The 17,162-nt window shown below is 55.2% G+C and carries 15 protein-coding genes; 5 read left to right on the forward strand and 10 right to left on the reverse strand.

Translation table 11 applies throughout. The features are described from left to right. Nucleotides 1-9: 9 nt before the first annotated feature. Both H7F20_RS05205 and H7F20_RS05210 read left to right on the forward strand, forming a co-directional pair. The gene (locus H7F20_RS05205) at nucleotides 10-492 is read left to right on the forward strand and encodes a biopolymer transporter ExbD (RefSeq protein ID WP_185785051.1); all 483 of its coding nucleotides are present in this window, start codon (nucleotides 10-12) and stop codon (nucleotides 490-492) included. A gap of 74 nt (nucleotides 493-566) precedes the next feature. After that, nucleotides 567-1,271 carry a porin family protein gene (locus H7F20_RS05210; protein ID WP_255443991.1) on the forward strand — a complete coding sequence of 235 codons (705 nt, stop codon included), beginning with the start codon at nucleotides 567-569 and terminating at the stop codon, nucleotides 1,269-1,271. Between the two features lie 18 nt (nucleotides 1,272-1,289). Here the strand turns inward: H7F20_RS05210 and H7F20_RS05215 are convergent, their stop codons facing one another. The 4 genes from H7F20_RS05215 to H7F20_RS05230 all read right to left on the reverse strand — a co-directional run bounded on the left by H7F20_RS05215 (nucleotide 1,290) and on the right by H7F20_RS05230 (nucleotide 7,321). Then, a complete protein-coding gene (locus H7F20_RS05215; RefSeq protein ID WP_185785053.1) occupies nucleotides 1,290-1,895 on the reverse strand; it encodes a hypothetical protein in 606 nt (201 codons plus the stop codon). Next, on the reverse strand, nucleotides 1,895-3,352 hold the full coding sequence (rpoN, locus tag H7F20_RS05220) for an RNA polymerase factor sigma-54 (protein ID WP_185785054.1): 1,458 nt from the start codon (nucleotides 3,350-3,352) through the stop codon (nucleotides 1,895-1,897). The genes H7F20_RS05215 and rpoN overlap by 1 nt, the downstream gene beginning before the upstream one ends. Before the next feature lie 56 nt (nucleotides 3,353-3,408). Next, on the reverse strand, nucleotides 3,409-4,836 hold the full coding sequence (asnS, locus tag H7F20_RS05225) for an asparagine--tRNA ligase (RefSeq protein WP_185785055.1): 1,428 nt from the start codon (nucleotides 4,834-4,836) through the stop codon (nucleotides 3,409-3,411). A gap of 85 nt (nucleotides 4,837-4,921) precedes the next feature. Then, nucleotides 4,922-7,321 (reverse strand): RND family transporter, encoded by a 2,400-nt coding sequence (locus tag H7F20_RS05230; RefSeq protein ID WP_185785056.1) that lies wholly within the window; start codon nucleotides 7,319-7,321, stop codon nucleotides 4,922-4,924. A gap of 101 nt (nucleotides 7,322-7,422) precedes the next feature. Here H7F20_RS05230 and H7F20_RS15935 point away from each other — a divergent pair, with 101 nt between their 5' ends. Then, on the forward strand, nucleotides 7,423-7,545 hold the full coding sequence (locus H7F20_RS15935) for a hypothetical protein (protein WP_255443992.1): 123 nt from the start codon (nucleotides 7,423-7,425) through the stop codon (nucleotides 7,543-7,545). Nucleotides 7,546-7,611: 66 nt separating this feature from the next. Here H7F20_RS15935 and frr read toward each other — a convergent pair whose 3' ends face one another. Further along, nucleotides 7,612-8,166 carry a ribosome recycling factor gene (frr, locus tag H7F20_RS05235; RefSeq protein ID WP_185785057.1) on the reverse strand — a complete coding sequence of 185 codons (555 nt, stop codon included), beginning with the start codon at nucleotides 8,164-8,166 and terminating at the stop codon, nucleotides 7,612-7,614. Between the two features lie 26 nt (nucleotides 8,167-8,192). Next, a complete protein-coding gene (gene pyrH, locus H7F20_RS05240) occupies nucleotides 8,193-8,900 on the reverse strand; it encodes a UMP kinase (protein WP_185785058.1) in 708 nt (235 codons plus the stop codon). A 145-nt stretch (nucleotides 8,901-9,045) separates the two neighbouring features. Here pyrH and H7F20_RS05245 point away from each other — a divergent pair, with 145 nt between their 5' ends. Then, nucleotides 9,046-10,914: a peptidase M61 gene (locus tag H7F20_RS05245; protein ID WP_185785059.1), complete on the forward strand. Its 1,869-nt coding sequence runs from the start codon at nucleotides 9,046-9,048 to the stop codon at nucleotides 10,912-10,914. Between the two features lie 72 nt (nucleotides 10,915-10,986). Here H7F20_RS05245 and tsf read toward each other — a convergent pair whose 3' ends face one another. The 4 genes from tsf to rplM all read right to left on the reverse strand — a co-directional run bounded on the left by tsf (nucleotide 10,987) and on the right by rplM (nucleotide 14,217). Then, nucleotides 10,987-11,811: a translation elongation factor Ts gene (gene tsf / locus H7F20_RS05250; RefSeq protein WP_185785060.1), complete on the reverse strand. Its 825-nt coding sequence runs from the start codon at nucleotides 11,809-11,811 to the stop codon at nucleotides 10,987-10,989. 76 nt (nucleotides 11,812-11,887) lie between these two features. Next, the gene (rpsB, locus tag H7F20_RS05255; protein WP_185785061.1) at nucleotides 11,888-13,150 is read right to left on the reverse strand and encodes a 30S ribosomal protein S2; all 1,263 of its coding nucleotides are present in this window, start codon (nucleotides 13,148-13,150) and stop codon (nucleotides 11,888-11,890) included. Nucleotides 13,151-13,375: 225 nt separating this feature from the next. Then, nucleotides 13,376-13,762, reverse strand: a complete 387-nt coding sequence (gene rpsI, locus H7F20_RS05260; RefSeq protein WP_185785062.1) for a 30S ribosomal protein S9 — start codon at nucleotides 13,760-13,762, stop codon at nucleotides 13,376-13,378. After that, nucleotides 13,762-14,217 (reverse strand): 50S ribosomal protein L13, encoded by a 456-nt coding sequence (rplM, locus tag H7F20_RS05265; RefSeq protein ID WP_185785063.1) that lies wholly within the window; start codon nucleotides 14,215-14,217, stop codon nucleotides 13,762-13,764. The genes rpsI and rplM overlap by 1 nt, the downstream gene beginning before the upstream one ends. Nucleotides 14,218-14,446: 229 nt before the next feature. Between rplM and H7F20_RS05270 the strand changes: the two genes are divergently transcribed. Next, nucleotides 14,447-17,143: a DUF5916 domain-containing protein gene (locus tag H7F20_RS05270; RefSeq protein WP_185785064.1), complete on the forward strand. Its 2,697-nt coding sequence runs from the start codon at nucleotides 14,447-14,449 to the stop codon at nucleotides 17,141-17,143. The last annotated feature ends 19 nt before the right edge of the window (nucleotides 17,144-17,162 follow it).

Below are 17,162 nucleotides of genomic sequence, written 5' to 3' on the forward strand. Positions count from 1 at the left end.
AGAGAAAAGATGGCCAAGTTTACTAAGAAAAAAGACGGAGACCTCCCGGCGGTATCCACGGCATCATTGCCGGATATCGTGTTCATGCTGTTGTTCTTCTTCATGACGGTTACCACCATGAAGGACAATACGCTGATGGTGGACAATACCCTCCCGAATGCAAGCGAAACCAAGAAGCTGGAAAAAAAGGACCGCGTGATCTATATCTACGTGGGGAAACCGACGAGCCAGTACCAGAAGACCTTTGGTACGGAGCCGAAGATCCAGCTCAACGATAAGTTCGCCAGCGTTTCCGAGGTAGGGGATTACATCCTCCAGGAGCGGGCCAAAAAACCCCAGGACATCCAGAATGTGCTGACAACCGCCCTGAAGGTGGACAAGGAAGCCAATATGGGCCTCATTTCCGATATAAAGGGAGAGCTGCGCAAGGTGAACGCCCTGAAGGTCAATTACACGACCTACGAAGGGGATGCCTTCCGCAATATCCAGTAGCGTATATTTTTTCAAATCCTATTTAGATTTAAAAAACGCTTCAGCAATTGAAGCGTTTTTTTTATGTTTCATGTATGAAGGTCCGCATTGCCATACTGATCCTGACCCTGGGATTTTCCGCCGCACGGGGGCAGCAAACTGCTTCCGGGGAACCCGCTGAAAACCAGATAGACTCCCTTTATCTGGAGGACCAGTTTTATGTCGGGCTTTCCTACAACCTGTTGCTCGATCGCCCGGAAGGAGTATCCCAGAACAACCTCTCTTACGGGATCCTGTTCGGGTTTATCAAGGACATGCCCATAAACCGGGAGCGGACCCTGGCCATCGGCGTTGGCCTGGGTTACGGGGTAAATTCCTATTATTCCAACCTCCGGGCCCTGCGCAATGGGGACGACTACCAGTACGCAGTCCTCAGCAGTGCAGATTCCTATAAGCGGAATAAGATCGAAACCCACCTGATCGAACTCCCGGTACAGTTCCGCTGGAGGAACTCCACACCCACAGACTACAGTTTCTGGCGTATCTATGCCGGCTTTAAGCTCGGGTATGTGGTCGGTTCCCGTTCCAAGTTCGTGACCTCCGAATTCAAGGATAGTTTCTACAATACGGACACGGAGAATTTCCGGTACGGCCTCACCCTCAATGTGGGCTACAACACCATCAATTTCCACGTCTATTATGGCCTGAACAACCTATTTGAGAGCGGGGTACAGGGTCCGGGGGACGGAGATCTCAACATGATCCCGCTGCGGGTGGGCCTTATGTTCTATATATTGTAGGGTCCCTGTCCTGACGGGCTAGAACCAGAACTGAACCAGGATCAGCTGGGAGACCAGGCCAATCAGCCATCCCGTAAGTACAGCTGCCCGGCCGTGGGCCTTCAGGTAGAGGCGGGCGGAACCGAGCAGCCCGGTACCCAGGGTGCAAAGGCTGATGGCAATTACAATGTTTTTTTCGAAGTGGATGCTCAGGGTAATCAGGAACATAAGCAGCGTGCCTGCCCCCGCCAAATGCAGGCTGACCGCCTTGCCCGCAAGGGCCAGCAGCAGGCAGGCGGTTGTGGCGACGATCATCCCCAGGAAAAAGTAATACAACTCAGAGGAATAGTTATTGGGGATGACCCGGAAGAGGACCATCAGCAAAAGTACCAGGAAAATCAGCAGGGGGTAGATCCGGTCCCGCGGCCGGCTCAACAGGGCCGTGGGCAGCATCCCCAGGTTCCGCAGGATGAGCATGCTAATTACCGGGATGATCACCGTGAGGATAAAAACAGGCAGGATGTTGCCGCTCTGCATCCCGAGCGGGCTGTATTTGGGTGTGATTCGGAAGTAGAGGAAGGTCCCGTATAATGGGACCAGCAACGGATGGAAGAGGTAGGTTAGAATCTTGCTGATCAGCCGCATTATATCTCCTTTCGCAGCCGGGCAACCGGGATGCCGAGTTGTTCGCGGTATTTGGCAATGGTCCGCCTTGCGATGGGGTACCCCTTTTCCTTGAGTATTTTGGCCAGCTTGTCGTCTGTCAGCGGTTTGCGTTTGTTTTCTTCATTGATGACTGTTTCCAGGATTTTCTTGATCTCCTTGGTGGATACATCCTCCCCCTGTTCATTCTTGATGGATTCTGAGAAATAGTCCTTGATCAGCCGGGTCCCGTAAGGGGTATCCACATACTTGCTGTTGGCCACCCGGGATACCGTGGAAACGTCCATGCCGATGCGGTCTGCAATGTCCTTGAGTATCATCGGCTTCAGGTTGCGTTCATCCCCGGTCAGGAAATATTCCCTCTGGTACTCCATGATGGCGTTCATGGTCACGTACAGGGTTTGTTGCCGCTGCTTGATCGCATCGATAAACCACTTGGCGGCATCGAGTTTCTGTTTGATAAACATCACGGCATCTTTCTGTTCCCTGGATTTGTCCTTGGCGTTTTTGTAGCCGGCCAGCATGTTGTTGTACTCCCGCGATACATGGAGTTCGGGGGCATTCCGCCCGTTGAGGCTCAGCTCGAGTTCCCCGTCGGCAATGCGGATGGTAAAATCCGGGACCACGTGTTCCACGATTTTGGTGCCACCCGAGTAGGAACCCCCGGGTTTCGGGTTCAGCTTCTCGATTTCCGCAATGGCATCGCGCAGCGCCTCCTCGTCGATATCGTGTTTCTGCAGCAGCTTCTTGTAGTGCTTCTTGCTGAAGTGTTCGAAGGATTTACGGAGTATTTCAATGGCCAGGTCCACGGATGGCGTCGGGTCTTTCCGGTCCAGCTGCAGCAACAGGCACTCCTCCAGGGAACGGGCGCCCACCCCGGGCGGATCCAATTGCTGCACTTTCCGGAGCACCTTCTCGATGGTGGCCTCGTCGGTGTATACATTCTGGGTAAAGGCCAGGTCGTCCATGATATCGGAGACCGGGCGGCGGATGTACCCGCTCTCGTCCACGCTGCCAACCAGGAATTCCGCAATGGTCCATTCTTCCTCATCCAGGTATTCGGTATTCAGCTGGTTCAGGAGGTACTGCGTAAAGGAGATGCCCGCGGCGTAGGGTACCTGCCGGTCCGAGTCGTCCTCGCTGTAGTTGTTGGACCGGGTCCGGTAATCGGGGATCTCGTCATCGCTCAGGTAATCGTCGATGTTGATATCCTCCGCTTCGATCCGCTCGTTGTCCAGCCCTTCGTCGTAGGCATCGTCGAACTCCTCTTCCAGGTTGCCGGAATCCTCCTTGCCGGTTTCCAGGGCCGGGTTTTCCTCCAGTTCCTGCTTGAGTCGCTGTTCAAAGGCCTGTGTCGGCAGCTGGATCAGCTTCATGAGCTGGATCTGCTGGGGCGACAGCTTTTGTGACAGTTTTAATTGGAGGTGTTGTTTCAGCATGGATCGGATGGCAGTTCAGAGCCCGTTGGGGTTTCCCCTAAATTACACAAATCCGGTCAGAATTCTGCGCTGAGGGGTGTCCTGGGGAACGGAATCACATCGCGGATATTGCCCATCCCCGTTGCAAATTGCACCAGGCGCTCGAAGCCAAGGCCGAAACCGCTGTGCACGGCCGTGCCGAATCGCCTGAGGTCCAGGTACCACCAAAGCTCCTGTTCATCCACCCCGAGGTGCTGCATTTTTTGCTGGAGGACTTCCAGCCGTTCCTCCCGCTGGGAGCCCCCGACGATTTCGCCGATTCCGGGAAAGAGGATGTCCATGGCCCGCACGGTTTTGCCGTCTTCGTTCAGCCGCATGTAGAATGCCTTGATCTCTGCGGGGTAATTGAAAAGGATTACCGGGCATTTAAAGTGCTTCTCCACCAGGAACCGCTCGTGCTCGCTCTGGAGGTCGGCGCCCCAGTCCTCGATGGGATACTGGAATTTCTTTTTCTTGTTGGGCTTGCTGTTGCGCAGGATGTCGATGGCCTCCGTGTAGGTCACCCTTTTAAAGGGCTGGTCGGTGACAAAGCGGAGTTTCTCCAGCAGGCCCATTCCGGACCGCTCTGCCTGCGGCTTTTTCTTTTCCTCCTCCTCCAGGCGCTTGTCAAGGAAGGCAAGGTCTTCCCCGCAATTTTCGAGGACGTACCGCAACACATCCTGTATGAAATCCTCTGCCAGGTCCATATTGGCATCCAGGTCGTAAAAGGCCATTTCGGGCTCGATCATCCAGAATTCCGCCAGGTGCCGGGATGTATTGGAGTTTTCGGCCCGGAAAGTGGGCCCGAAGGTATAGACCTTCCCCAGGGCCATGGCGTAGGCTTCGGCTTCGAGCTGTCCGGAGACCGTCAGGTTGGTCTCCTTGCCAAAAAAATCCTGCCGGTAGTCCACCGCCCCCTCCTCGTTTTTGGGTGGGTTCAGGGGGTCCAGCGTGCTCACCCGGAACATTTCCCCTGCGCCTTCCGCATCCGTCCCGGTAATGATGGGCGCGTTGAAGTAGTAAAACCCATTTCCGGTGAAATACCGGTGCACGCCAAATGCCAGGGCGGAACGCACCCGCATGACCGCCGCAAAGGTATTGGTGCGGATCCTCAGGTGCGCCTGCTCCCTCAGGAATTCCATGGAGTGCTTTTTGGGCTGTATGGGGTAGCGTTCCGGGTCGGCGTCCCCGAGGATTTCCAGCTGCTTTACCTGTACCTCTACCCGTTGTCCGCGGCCCTGGCTTTCCACCAGGGTACCGTGTACGGTGAGGGCCGCACCTGTGGTGATACGGCGCAGGGTCTCCTCGCTGAAATTCTCAAAATCCACAACGCATTGCAGGTTCTGCAGGGTGGAACCGTCGTTGAGGGCGATAAATCGGTTGGACCGGAAGGTCCGGACCCAACCGGATACACGGACTTCCTGGAGCAGGGGGGCTTCGTTCAGGATGGATTTTATACGCGTCATACTAGCTGCTGGTCTATCGGTTTTCAAGTGGCAAAGATAGGGCATTGAAGTAAATTCCGGGCCGAAAATCGGGCGGGTATTGGGCCTAATCCCGGTCTTTTGACGAACCTTCCCCTTCGGTGAGGATATCGATCTGGGGTTTTTTCAGGACTTCCTTGTTGGCGATGTTCCGCTCCAGGGAGAGCAGGAGGGAAGGCAACAGGATCAGGTTGGCCAGCATGGCGAACAACAGGGTAGCCGAAACGAGGGCCCCCAGGGCCACGGTTCCCCCGAAATTCGAGATCGTAAACACCGAGAAGCCAAAGAAGAGGACGATCGAGGTATAAAACATGCTGATGCCGGTTTCCCGCAATGCCGCATAGACAGACTTCCGGATCCGCCAGTGGTTGCTGATGAGTTCCTGCCGGTACTTGGCCAGGAAATGGATGGTGTCATCCACCGAGATGCCGAAGGCGATGCTGAAAACCAGGATGGTGGACGGCTTGATCGGCACTCCCAGGAAACCCATGACACCTGCCGTGATCACCAGGGGAAGCAAGTTGGGGATCAGGGAAATGACGATCATCCGGAAGGATCGGAACAGGTAAGCCATGAGCAGGGCGATCAGTCCGATGGCCAGGGCCAGGGAAAGGACCAGGTTGCGGACCAGGAATTTGGTGCCTTTCAGGAAAAGCAGTGCCTTCCCGGTAATAAAGACGTCGAAACGGTCTGCCGGAAAGATTTTTGCGGCCTCCTCCTGCAATTCCTGTTCGATCTCCTCCATGCGGTCCGTTTTCATGTCCTTCATAAAGGTGGTGATCCGGGCGACCTGCCCGGTGGAATCCACAAAGCTTTCCAGCAAATTCCCGTTGTCCTTCGACTTGCGGGCAATGTCCAGGATAAAGTTGCTCTCCTGGGAAGTGGGGAGCTGGTAGTACTTGGGGATGCCGTTGTAGTAAGCCTGTTTGGAATATTTCACCAGTTCCACCACCGAAATGGGCCGGGACAGTTCCGGCGTATCCTTTATAAACTCGCCGAGCTGGTCCATCCGCCGGAGGGTCGGCGGCTTGAGGATGCCATTGCGCCTGCGGGAATCGACCACGATCTCCACCGGCATGATCCCGTCGAATTCCGATTCAAAAAAGCGGATGTCCCTGAAGAACTCGGCATTTTTGGGCATGTCCTCGATGGGGCTGCCGGAAATCCGGATCTGGTAAATCCCTATGATGCTTGCCACCAGCAGGCAGATCGCCACGATGTAGACGGCAATCCGGTGGTGGCGCACGATGCGTTCCATCCCCCTGACAAAGGCGTCGATCCACCGCTTGTTCAGGTGCTTCAGGTGCTTGGTCTTGGGCAGGGGCATAAAACTGTACAGGATGGGGATGATCAGGAGCGAAAGGACAAATATCCCCAGGATGTTGATGGAGGCCACGATACCGAATTCCGACAACAGCCGGCTGTCCGTGATGATAAAGGTGGCAAAGCCGGATGCCGTGGTCACGTTGGTCATCAGGGTGGCATTTCCGATCTTGGAAATGACACGTTGCAGGGACAGGGCCTGGTTGCCGTGTTTTTTGACTTCCTGCTGGTATTTGTTGATCAGGAAAATGCAGTTTGGTATCCCGATCACGATGATCACCGGGGGGATGAGTGCCGTCAGTACGGTAATTTCATATTGGAGCAATCCCAGGGTGCCGAAGGCCCACATGACCCCGATCACCACCACGCAAATCGAAATCAGGGTGGCCCGGATGGAGCGGAAAAAGAAGAAGAAGATCAGGGAGGTGACGGCCAGGGCCGCAAAAATGAATTTGCCGATCTCGTCGATGATGTTCTGGGAATTCATCGTCCGGATGTAGGGCATGCCGGAGACGTGTACATCCAGGCCGGTGTCCTGCTCAAATTCCGATACCAGGGTGCGCAGGTCGTTCAGTACAAAGTCCTTGCGGACCTTGGTGTTTACCAGGTCCTGGTCCAGGTACACCACCGTCTGCATCGTCTTGTGTTCCTTGTTATAGAGCAGCTTGTCGTAGAACGGCATGCGGTTGAAAAGCTCATCGGTGAGGCTGTCCAGCTCCTGCTGGGTCTGCACGCTGTCCCGCAGCCAGGGTTCCAGCACAAATTGCTGTGCCTCGTTGTCCTTGACCAGCCTTTGGAGGTTGTCCGTCGAGAGAGCGAAATCGACCTCGGGGAAGGCCTCAAGCTGTTCATTGAAGATGTTCCAGCGGTTAAAAGTATCCGGGCTGTAGAGGCGTTCATCGCTGACGGCCAGTACAATCGTATTGCCCTCTTCCCCGAATTGTTCCAGGAAAGCGCTGTATTCCATAGTTGCCGGGTGGTCGTTGGGAAGGAGGTTGGCTTCGGTATTGGAAAACTGCATGTTCTTCCACTGGGTGGCGAGCAATACCGTAACCAAGGCAATCCCGATAAGGATCAGGATGCGGTTGCGCAGAATGATGCGGGCCATTGCAGCCCAGAAGCCCTGTGTGAGTTTGAATGCCATCCCTTGGGGTCGGCCGCAAAGGTAGAAAACAATCCGCGACGAACCCAAATAAATGGCTTCCGGCCCGAAAGTTTAGTAGCTTGCAGGAAAGGGCCTTTGCCATGGACAATCCACACCGACGCTACCGGCGCAATGCCAGGCGGATCTACCGCCTGTTGATCGTCCTGTGCACCCTGGCCCTGATTGCTGCGGCCCTGATCTGGTATTCGGCCGAAAAGGCATAAAAAAACCTCCCGCCGTGGGAGGTTTCAATGGGATATCCGGTGCGCAGGTCCCGCCGGCGACTGGCATCAGACCTTCATGATCTCCGCCTCCTTGTATTCGAGGATCACGTCTACTTTTTCGGAATATTGGTCAGTGAGTTCCTGAATGTCGATTACCGCATTTTTTTCGAGGTCCTCGGAAACCTCCAGGGCTTTGATTTCCTTGTTGGCTTCCTGCCGCGCGGCCCGGATACTGATTTTTCCTTCCTCGGCTTCCGCCTTGGCCTGCTTGACCAGTTGCTTGCGGCGCTCCTCGGTCAGTGGGGGGACGTTGATAATGACCATTTCCCCGTTGTTCATCGGGTTAAAGCCAAGGTTTGCATTCAGGATGGCGGTTTCGATATTCGGGATCATTGCTTTTTCCCAGGGCTGTACCGAAATGGTACGGGCATCCGGGGTATTCACGTTCGATACCTGGTTCAGGGGGGTCTGGCTCCCGTAATAATCGACCATCACCGAGGAGAGCATGGAGGGGTTTGCCTTACCCGCACGGATTTTTACCAGTTCTTTTTCCAAGTGGGCGATCGCTTTTTCCATGCTTTCGCGTGTACTGTCCAGGATAAATTTAATGTCTTCGTTCATAGTGTGTTGCTGGCTGGATTTCCTAATTAGAGGTTTACGACGGTTCCGATATTTTCCCCGGAAACGATCTTCAGGAGGTTTCCTTTTTTATTCATGTCAAATACCACGATGGGCAACTCGTTTTCCTGGCTCAGGGTGAAGGCGGTGGTGTCCATGACCTTGAGGCCCTTGCTGAGCACGTCTTTAAAACTGATGGTGTCGAATTTCACGGCCGACTTGTCCTTTTCCGGATCGCTGGTGTAGATGCCGTCCACCCGGGTCCCCTTCAGGATGACATCCGCCTCGATTTCGATGGCCCGGAGCACGGCGGCCGAATCGGTGGTAAAATAGGGGTTCCCGGTACCCCCGCCAAAAATGACGACCCGACCCTTTTCCAGGTGCCGCATGGCGCGACGGCGGATAAAGGGTTCGGCCACTTCGTTGATCTTGATGGCGGACTGCAGGCGGGTATCCAGCCCGACGTTCTCCAGTGCCGACTGCAGGGCCAGGCCGTTGATAATGGTGGCGAGCATCCCCATATGGTCACCCTGAACGCGGTCCATGCCGTTGCTGGCCCCGGCAACGCCCCGGAAGATATTCCCGCCGCCGATGACGATGGCCACCTCGACTCCCTTGGCGACGACCTCGGCAATCTCCTTGGCGTAAATGGCCAGCCTTCCCGGGTCGATTCCGTAGGTTCGTTCACCCATCAGGGCTTCCCCGCTGAGTTTTAAAAGAATTCGTTTATACTGCATGGAACGCTGCTTGGTTTCCGAACAAAAATAATCAAAAATAATTTGCCTTTCCGGGGCCGTAAGGCCCATATAAACGCCAAAATAATCTAAAAACAAGGGGATATCACGATTAATTTCAATATCCTTGGGAAAATTTTGAAACGTCATGATAAATCGGCTCCCTATCCTCCTGTTTTCCCTGCTGATCATCGGTTGTGGTGCCACCCGCAATCTCCCCACCGCCGGGGAAACCCCTGTGGCGGTTTCCATGGACCTGACCAGCGTCAGCAATGACCGGGTACTCGTGGCGGTAGACCCGGGGGCGTTCACCGTTGGGGAAGTGCGTTTCTACATCCCCAAAACCGTACCGGGCACCTACAGCGAAGACAATTACGGCCGGTATGTAGAAGACCTGGCGGCCTATAACTACAAGGGAGAGCCCATTCCGGTTATCCGGGAAGACGACAATACCTGGCGCATTGGCCTGGGAGCCGAACTGGACCGGATCACCTATTACGTCAACGATTCCTACGATGTGGAATCCTCCGGGGAGGAAGCCCCGTTCTCACCGGCGGGCACCAATATACTTGCCGGCAAAAACTTCATGCTCAACCTCCATGGGTTCGTGGGCTATTTCGAGGGCCTCAAGGAGCAGGCCTATACACTCCAACTCAGGATCCCCGAGGGGCTCTACCCTGCAACCTCCCTCGAAGGGGTTGCCGGTGCCGATGGCACCATGACCTACACCGCGGCCCGGTATTTTGAGGTGATCGACAACCCCATACAGCTCAGTGGCGAGGCCCCGGTTTCCTTCCAGGTAGGGGATATCACCGTGAATATCAGTGTCTATTCCCCGAATGGGGGCTATACGGCCTCGGCCATCCAGCCGGCCATGGAACGGATGATGCAGGCACAAAAGGCTTTCCTGGGGGATATTGACGGGACCCGTGAGTACAACATCCTGCTGTACCTGTCGACCCTGGACCAGGATGCACAGGGATTCGGGGCCCTGGAGCACCATACCTCCACCGTGGTGGTATTGCCCGAACAGATCCCGGCCCCCCAGCTGGAAGAGGCGATGGTCGATGTGGTCTCCCATGAATTCTTCCATATCGTCACCCCACTGAACGTCCATTCCGAGGAGATACAGTACTTTGACTACAATGCCCCGAAGATGTCGCAACACCTCTGGATGTACGAGGGCACAACCGAATATTTCGCCAACCTGTTCCAGATTCGGCAGGGACTGATTTCAGAGGAGGAATTTTACCAGCGCATCGTCGCAAAAATCCAGAATTCGGGGAACTACAACGATGCCCTTTCCTTTACGGAAATGAGCCGGAATGTGCTGGAGGAGCCTTACGCCGGTGAATATCCCAACGTCTACGAAAAGGGGACGCTGATCAATATGGCCCTGGACCTCCGGCTGCTGGAATTGAGCGGGGGAACCTACGGGGTACTGCAGCTCATGAAGGACCTCTCTGCCAAGTATGACGAGGACACCCCGTTTAAGGACGATGCGCTGTTCGATGAAATCGTGGCCATGACCTATCCGAAAATCCGGGAATATTTCGATACCCACGTCATCGGGGATACACCGATTGACTATGCGGCCGTTCTGCAAAGTGCCGGGCTGAACTTTGGCGAGCAGGAGGTGGAGAGCGGTATTTTCCTCAAGGATATGCAGGGCCATATGCCCTATATCGACGTGGATCCAGGGGATAATGACATCATCTACATCCGCCGCGGGATCCCCCTGAACTCCTTTTTAACCGGTTTGGGCGCACAGGGGGGTGATGTGCTGAAAAGCATCAACGGTACAGAGGTTGACCTCAACGCAATCCGGATGATCATCGGGCAAAGCCTTGGCTGGGGGCCGGACACCGAAGTGGAAATGGTAGTGGAAAGGGACGGGGAGGAAATCACCCTGGAGGGAAAGGTGGGAAATCCCACGGTTAAGGAAGTAAAGATCATTGCGGATCCGGACGCATCCGAGGCGGCTGTCCGTCTTCGCGAAGCCTGGCTCAAGGGCTAGCAGGCAGGAGGGATAAACGAAAAAAAAGCCACCCGGTCCGGGTGGCTTTTTTTATTGGGTGCTTATTTCGGGTTACCCGAGGGCAACGCGCTCAAAACCGGTGACCTTCAGGTCTTTCCCGGCTGATTGTACGTATTGCGCCACACTGATCTTGCTGTCCTTGATAAAATCCTGGTTTACCAGGGTGTTATCCTTGAAAAAGCGCTTGAGCTTTCCCTTGGCGATATTGTCCAGCATGGCTTCCGGTTTGCCTTCCTGACGGAGTTGGTCCTTGGCGATCTCGATTTCCTTGTCGATGGTCTCCTGGTCCACACCGCTTTCGTCAAGGGCTACCGGGTTCATGGCAGCTGCCTGCATGGCCACGTCCTTGGCTACCTCGGGAGCACCTTCAACTTCTGCAGACAAGCCTACCAAAGTGGCAATCTTGTTCCCTGCGTGGATATAGGACCCGACAAATGGGGCACTGAGGCGACGGAAATCGCCAATCTCAATTTTCTCGCCGATCACGCCGGTTTGTTCGATCAGTTTCTCCTGTACGGTAATACCTCCGAAATCTGCGGCGAGCAATTCCTCTTTGCTGGCGTATTTCAGGGCCAGGTCGGCCAGGTCCTGAGCCAGGTTCACGAAGGTTTCGTTCTTGGCCACGAAGTCGGTCTCGCAGTTCAGGGAAACGATTACTCCCTCGGTGTTCGAATCATTTACCTTGGCGATGGCAGCTCCTTCGGAAGAATCGCGGTCTGCGCGTTTGGCGGCCACTTTCTGTCCTTTTTTACGGAGTATTTCTATGGCTTTGTCGAAGTCGCCTTCGGCTTCCACCAGGGCATTTTTACAGTCCATCATGCCTGCACCGGTAGTCTTTCTCAGTTTATTTACCTCAGAGGCGGTAATCTTAACCATTCTGTTTATGAATTTGTGGAACGCCACACGCGTTCCGTTAACTAAAAATTATTTCAATGCCTTTCTGCGGCCTGGGTTATTCCACACCGCCTTTGGCTTTTTCCTGCCACTCGGCCAGGGCATCCCACTTACCTTCTGCGGCCATCTTGGCTTGTTTCGGCCAGGTACCCGGGTCCAGGTGTGCCATGCGCGAGCTGGCTTCGGTCAGGATTTCCTTGATGGCGTCGGGGTTGGAGCCGGCCAGGTCGGCGTAGGTTCCGAGTCCCGCATTGGTCAGGGCCTCTGCCGCTTTGGGTCCGATGCCCTCTATTTTTGTAAGGTCTTCGGCTTCTGCCTTTTCAGCTGCCTTTGCAGGGGCTGCCTCCTTTTTGGCTTCGGTTGCCTCCTCTTTGGGGGCATCTTCTTTCTTGGGTTCGGCTTTTTCAGCGGCCGGGGCTTCCTTGGCTTCGGCGTCTGCTTTTTTCCCGGCTTTTTCCGGCGCCTTTTCAGCTTCGGCTTCTTCGGTTTCAACTACCGGGGCGGACTCAATTTCCTTGGTCTGCTTGGCAGGCTCGGCAGTTTTCCTTGCCCTTTTGGCAACCGCCGGGGCTTCTTCCACCACATCCGAATCATCGGATTCCTGGCCTTCTTTTTCGGAAGTTTTTTCAGATTTGCGTTCGGCGAGGCCTTCGGCAACTGCCTGGGTCACCTGGCTCATGATCACTTCGATGGATTTGGAAGCATCATCGTTGGAAGGGATCACAAAGTCGATGGGACGCGGGTCCGAGTTGGTATCCACCATGGCAAAGATGGGGATATTCAGTTTTTGTGCTTCCTTCACGGCAATGTGCTCCCGCATCGTATCCACGATAAAGAGGGCACCGGGCAGGCGGGTCATATCGGCAATGGACCCGAGGTTTTTCTCGAGTTTCGCGCGAAGGCGCTCTACCTGCAGCCGCTCTTTTTTGGAAAGGGTGTTGAAGGTACCGTCTTTTTTCATCCGGTCGATGGAAGCCATTTTCTTGACGGCTTTCCGGATGGTGACAAAGTTGGTCAGCATCCCGCCGGGCCACCGCTCGGTGATGTAGGGCATGTTGACTTCCGCCACTTTCTGGGCGACGATGTCCTTAGCCTGCTTTTTGGTAGCGACAAAAAGGATCTTCCGCCCCGATGCAGCGATTTTCTTCAGTGCCTCATTCGCTTCTTCGAGCTTGGCAACGGTCTTGTACAGGTTGATAACGTGGATCCCGTTCCGCTCCATGTAGATATAGGGAGCCATGTTGGGATTCCATTTGCGTGTGAGGTGGCCAAAATGCACCCCAGCCTCTAACAGGTCTTTAACTTCAGCTTTTACAGCCATTTTAAAACTTAGTTTACGTTCTTTGAATGAGCAATGGCCGAGTGGTGGTCCCGGCCCAGGGGCCGGCACATGCCTCCGCCATTTAGATGCTAAACTAAATGGGCGCCCGTTTCCGCAGTGCGGGTCCGGGCAGAACTAGTCTCTCCGAGGAGATCGTTTCAAGGAACTTGGGTTATTGAAAAATATAAAGGGTATCCCCCGCACGATAGCGGAGGATACAGGGTATTAACGTTTGGAGAACTGGAACTTCTTCCGGGCTTTCTTCTGACCGTATTTCTTGCGCTCCACCATCCTCGGGTCCCGGGTAAGCAGGCCTTCCGGCTTCAGCGTGGCCCGGTATTCCTCGTCGATCTCGCACAGTGCACGGGAAAGCGCCAGCCGCACGGCTTCCGCCTGTCCGGTAATGCCTCCGCCAAACACGTTGATGCTGACGTCGTAATTGTTCTCGTTCTCAGTCAGGGTGAAGGGCTGCTTCACCTTGTATTGAAGTGTTGCGGTCGGGAAATACACCGCGAGGTCTTTTTTGTTGACGGTAATGTTGCCTTTGCCTTCGGATACGTAAACCCGGGCTACGGCCGTTTTCCTTCTGCCAATTTTGTGTATCACCTCCATTATCTAAGGTCGTTAAGATTGATTGCTCTGGGTTTTTGCGCCTCCTGGTCGTGCTGCTCGCCTGTGTAAACGCGCAGGTTGCGGAACAGGTCCGCCCCGAGGCGGTTTTTGGGGAGCATCCCCTTCACGGCTTTTTCGATCAAAGCGTTTGGGTTCTTCTCCAGCAGGGTGCGGGCTGTCTGCACGCGTTGCCCGCCCGGATATCCGGTATACCGGATGTATTGCTTGGAATCCCACTTGTTTCCAGAAAGGGAGATTTTCTCTGCGTTGATCACCACGACATTATCCCCGCAATCTACATGGGGCGTAAAATCCGGCTTGTATTTCCCGCGCAGGATTTTCGCCACTTTGGAAGCGAGCCTTCCCAGGGTCTGCCCTTCGGCATCCACCAGCAACCACTCCTTCTGAACGGTGCTTTTATTGGCGGATTTGGTCTTGTAGCTCAATGTATCCACTACTTATTCTTTTATGCATTAAACACTTCAATCCCGAATAACGGGCTGCAAATGTACGATTAATAAGTTGAATTACAAATGCCTGCCGGGCAATATTTTTTGTGTGATTTCAACTTTTTTGTCCGGCCTGCGGGATTTGTTAAAAGTTCCGGATATGGGTGCTTTCCGTGTAACATCCCCCATTTTCCCCGGTCTTTATAGGTAGACATCAATCAATCGACTGACAGCCATGACCAAAGTAATCTTCACCCTGTTGTGCCTGCTGGGCTGGGTACCCCTGTCAATTGCGCAGGACACCGCCGAGCTACCAGATCCCCCGTTGGCCAGGGGGGTGGACAAAGATACGGAGGAAGTGCCCAAAAGGAGCTATACCACCACGGGAATCCCACCGGCGGATGCCCCGGTTGTGGACGGGGTACTGGATGAAGCCGTCTGGGAACGGGTAAGCTGGGACGGCGACTTTATCGAACAGCGCCCGGATGAAAATACCCCACCGGCCCAGCAGACCCGCTTCAAGATCCTCTATGACGCAAAAAACCTCTATGTCGCTATCCGGGCCTTCGACACGGAACCGGAGAAAATCGTCAAGCGCCTTTCCCGTCGCGATGGCTTCGACGGGGACTGGGTGGGCATCTTTATAGACAGCTATAACGACAAACGGACTGCTTTTGGTTTCATCGTTTCGGCTGCAGGGGTCAAAGGGGATGTTTTTGAGTCCAATAACGGGAACAACGAGGACGATACGTGGAACCCCATCTGGTACGTCAGGACCTCCACGGATACCGAAGGCTGGTCGGCCGAAATGCGGATCCCCCTGAGCCAGCTCAAGTTCAGCGATGCCCCCGAACAGGTGTGGGGCCTGCAGGTTATGCGGCGGTTCTTCCGGGACGAGGAACGGTCCGTTTGGCAACGCCTGCCCATCGACACCCCGGGGTTTGTGAGCGAATTCGGCATTTTAACGGGACTCCGGGATATCGAATCCCAGAACCAGCTGGAGATCCAGCCTTATACGGTGGCCAAATCGGAAAGCTTCGAGCCCCAGGAGGGGAACCCGTTTGAGGACGGGAGCGATACCAACCTGACGGGCGGCCTCGACGCCAAGATCGGGATCACCAACGACCTGACCCTGGACCTGACCATCAATCCCGATTTTGGCCAGGTGGAGGCCGATCCCTCGGCGATTGCCCTGGACGGGTTTCAGATATTCTTCCGGGAGCAGCGCCCCTTCTTTGTGGAGAACAAGAACATATTCAACTACCCCGTTTCGCCCTCCCAGGCCGGGAATACCTTTGGCTCGGACAACGTATTCTATTCCCGGCGGATCGGGCGCAGCCCACAGGGTTCCCCCACCACATCCGGGGGTGAATATGTGGACCAGCCGGCAACCACCCCCATCCTGGGGGCTGCCAAATTCAGCGGTAAAACCCGGAACGGCTGGTCGGTCGGCTTGCTGGAGAGCCTGACCGCCCGCCGGTCGGCAACTATCGACAATGCCGGTGAGCGCCGGCAAGAGGTCGTGGAGCCCCTGACCAACTACCTGGTGGGAAGGGTGCAAAAGGATTTCAATGAGGGGGATACCTACGTAGGGACCATCGTCACCGCGACCAACCGGGAAACCCTTCCCGAGTCCCTGGACTGGCTGCACGAATCCGCCTATACCGGCGGCCTGGACTTCAAGCACCAGTGGAACAACCGGGACTGGTACGTAGGCGGGAGCCTGGTCTGGAGCCATGTCAGCGGGAGCGAGGCGGCCATACAACGGACCCAGGAGTCTATCGGGCACCTGTTCCAGCGCGCCGGTGCCGACCATGTGGAAGTGGACCCCAGCCGGACCTCCCTGACCGGCACGGGCGGCAACCTGCAGTTGGGCAAGGCGGGCAACGGGCACTGGAAATTCGAGAGCGGGGCCACCTGGCGCTCCCCGGAACTGGAGCTCAACGATATCGGCTTCCAGCGGCAATCCGATGACGTGCGGCATTACACCTGGGTGGGTTACCAGACCCTCAAGCCGGATAAGACTTTCCGGCGCGTGGGGATCAATTACAACCACTGGAGTGCCTGGGATTTCGCCGGGAACCACAACCTGCTCGCCTTTAACACCAACAGCTGGCAGAATTGGGCGGGCAACTGGTTCACCAACCTGGGCCTGACCTTCCGGCCCATACAGTACAACAACTTTGCCTTACGGGGTGGCCCGCGGCTTAGGGAATCAGCAACCATTGGCTTCTGGAACGGCATCGAGACGGATAGCCGGAAAAAAATGCAGTTCAGTGTGTTCCAGAACGGCCTGCAGGCACTCGACGGGTCCCGGAACTACTACTATGTGGAAGGAGGGGTGACGTATCAGCCCTTCAACGCCCTGCGCATTTCGGCCTTCCCGAGCTTTGAACTGAACAACGACAAGCTCCAGTATATCGATAACCTGCTGTCCGGCACGGACCCGGTCTACCTGAACGGGACCATCGAACAACAAACGCTTTCCATGTCCCTTCGGGTAAACTATACCATCAACCCTAACCTGACGCTTCAATACTGGGGGCAGCCCTTTATTTCACGGGGACGCTATTCGGAATTCAAACATATCTCCGACCCCCTTGCCCCCAGGCTCGCAGAACGTATCACCCCCTACGGCCCCGGGCAGATTACCTTTGAGGACGGGGTATATTCAGTAGATGAAGCCGGGGACGGCACGGTGGATTTCACCTTCGGCGACCCCGATTTTTCATTTATCCAGTTCCGTTCCAACCTGGTACTGCGCTGGGAGTACGTACCCGGATCCGAGTTGTTCCTGGTCTGGTCCCAGGACCTGACCGCGTCCGGAAACCCGGCGGATGCGCTCCTCGGCGGCCTGGAATCGACTTTGTTCGGCGACCGTCAGCCCCGGAACATCCTGCTGTTGAAAGCCACCTATCGTTTCGCGTTTTGAGCCCTATCAAAATAAAGCC

It is taken from the genome of Robiginitalea sp. SC105 (assembly GCF_014243345.1).
Lineage (GTDB): Bacteria > Bacteroidota > Bacteroidia > Flavobacteriales > Flavobacteriaceae > Robiginitalea.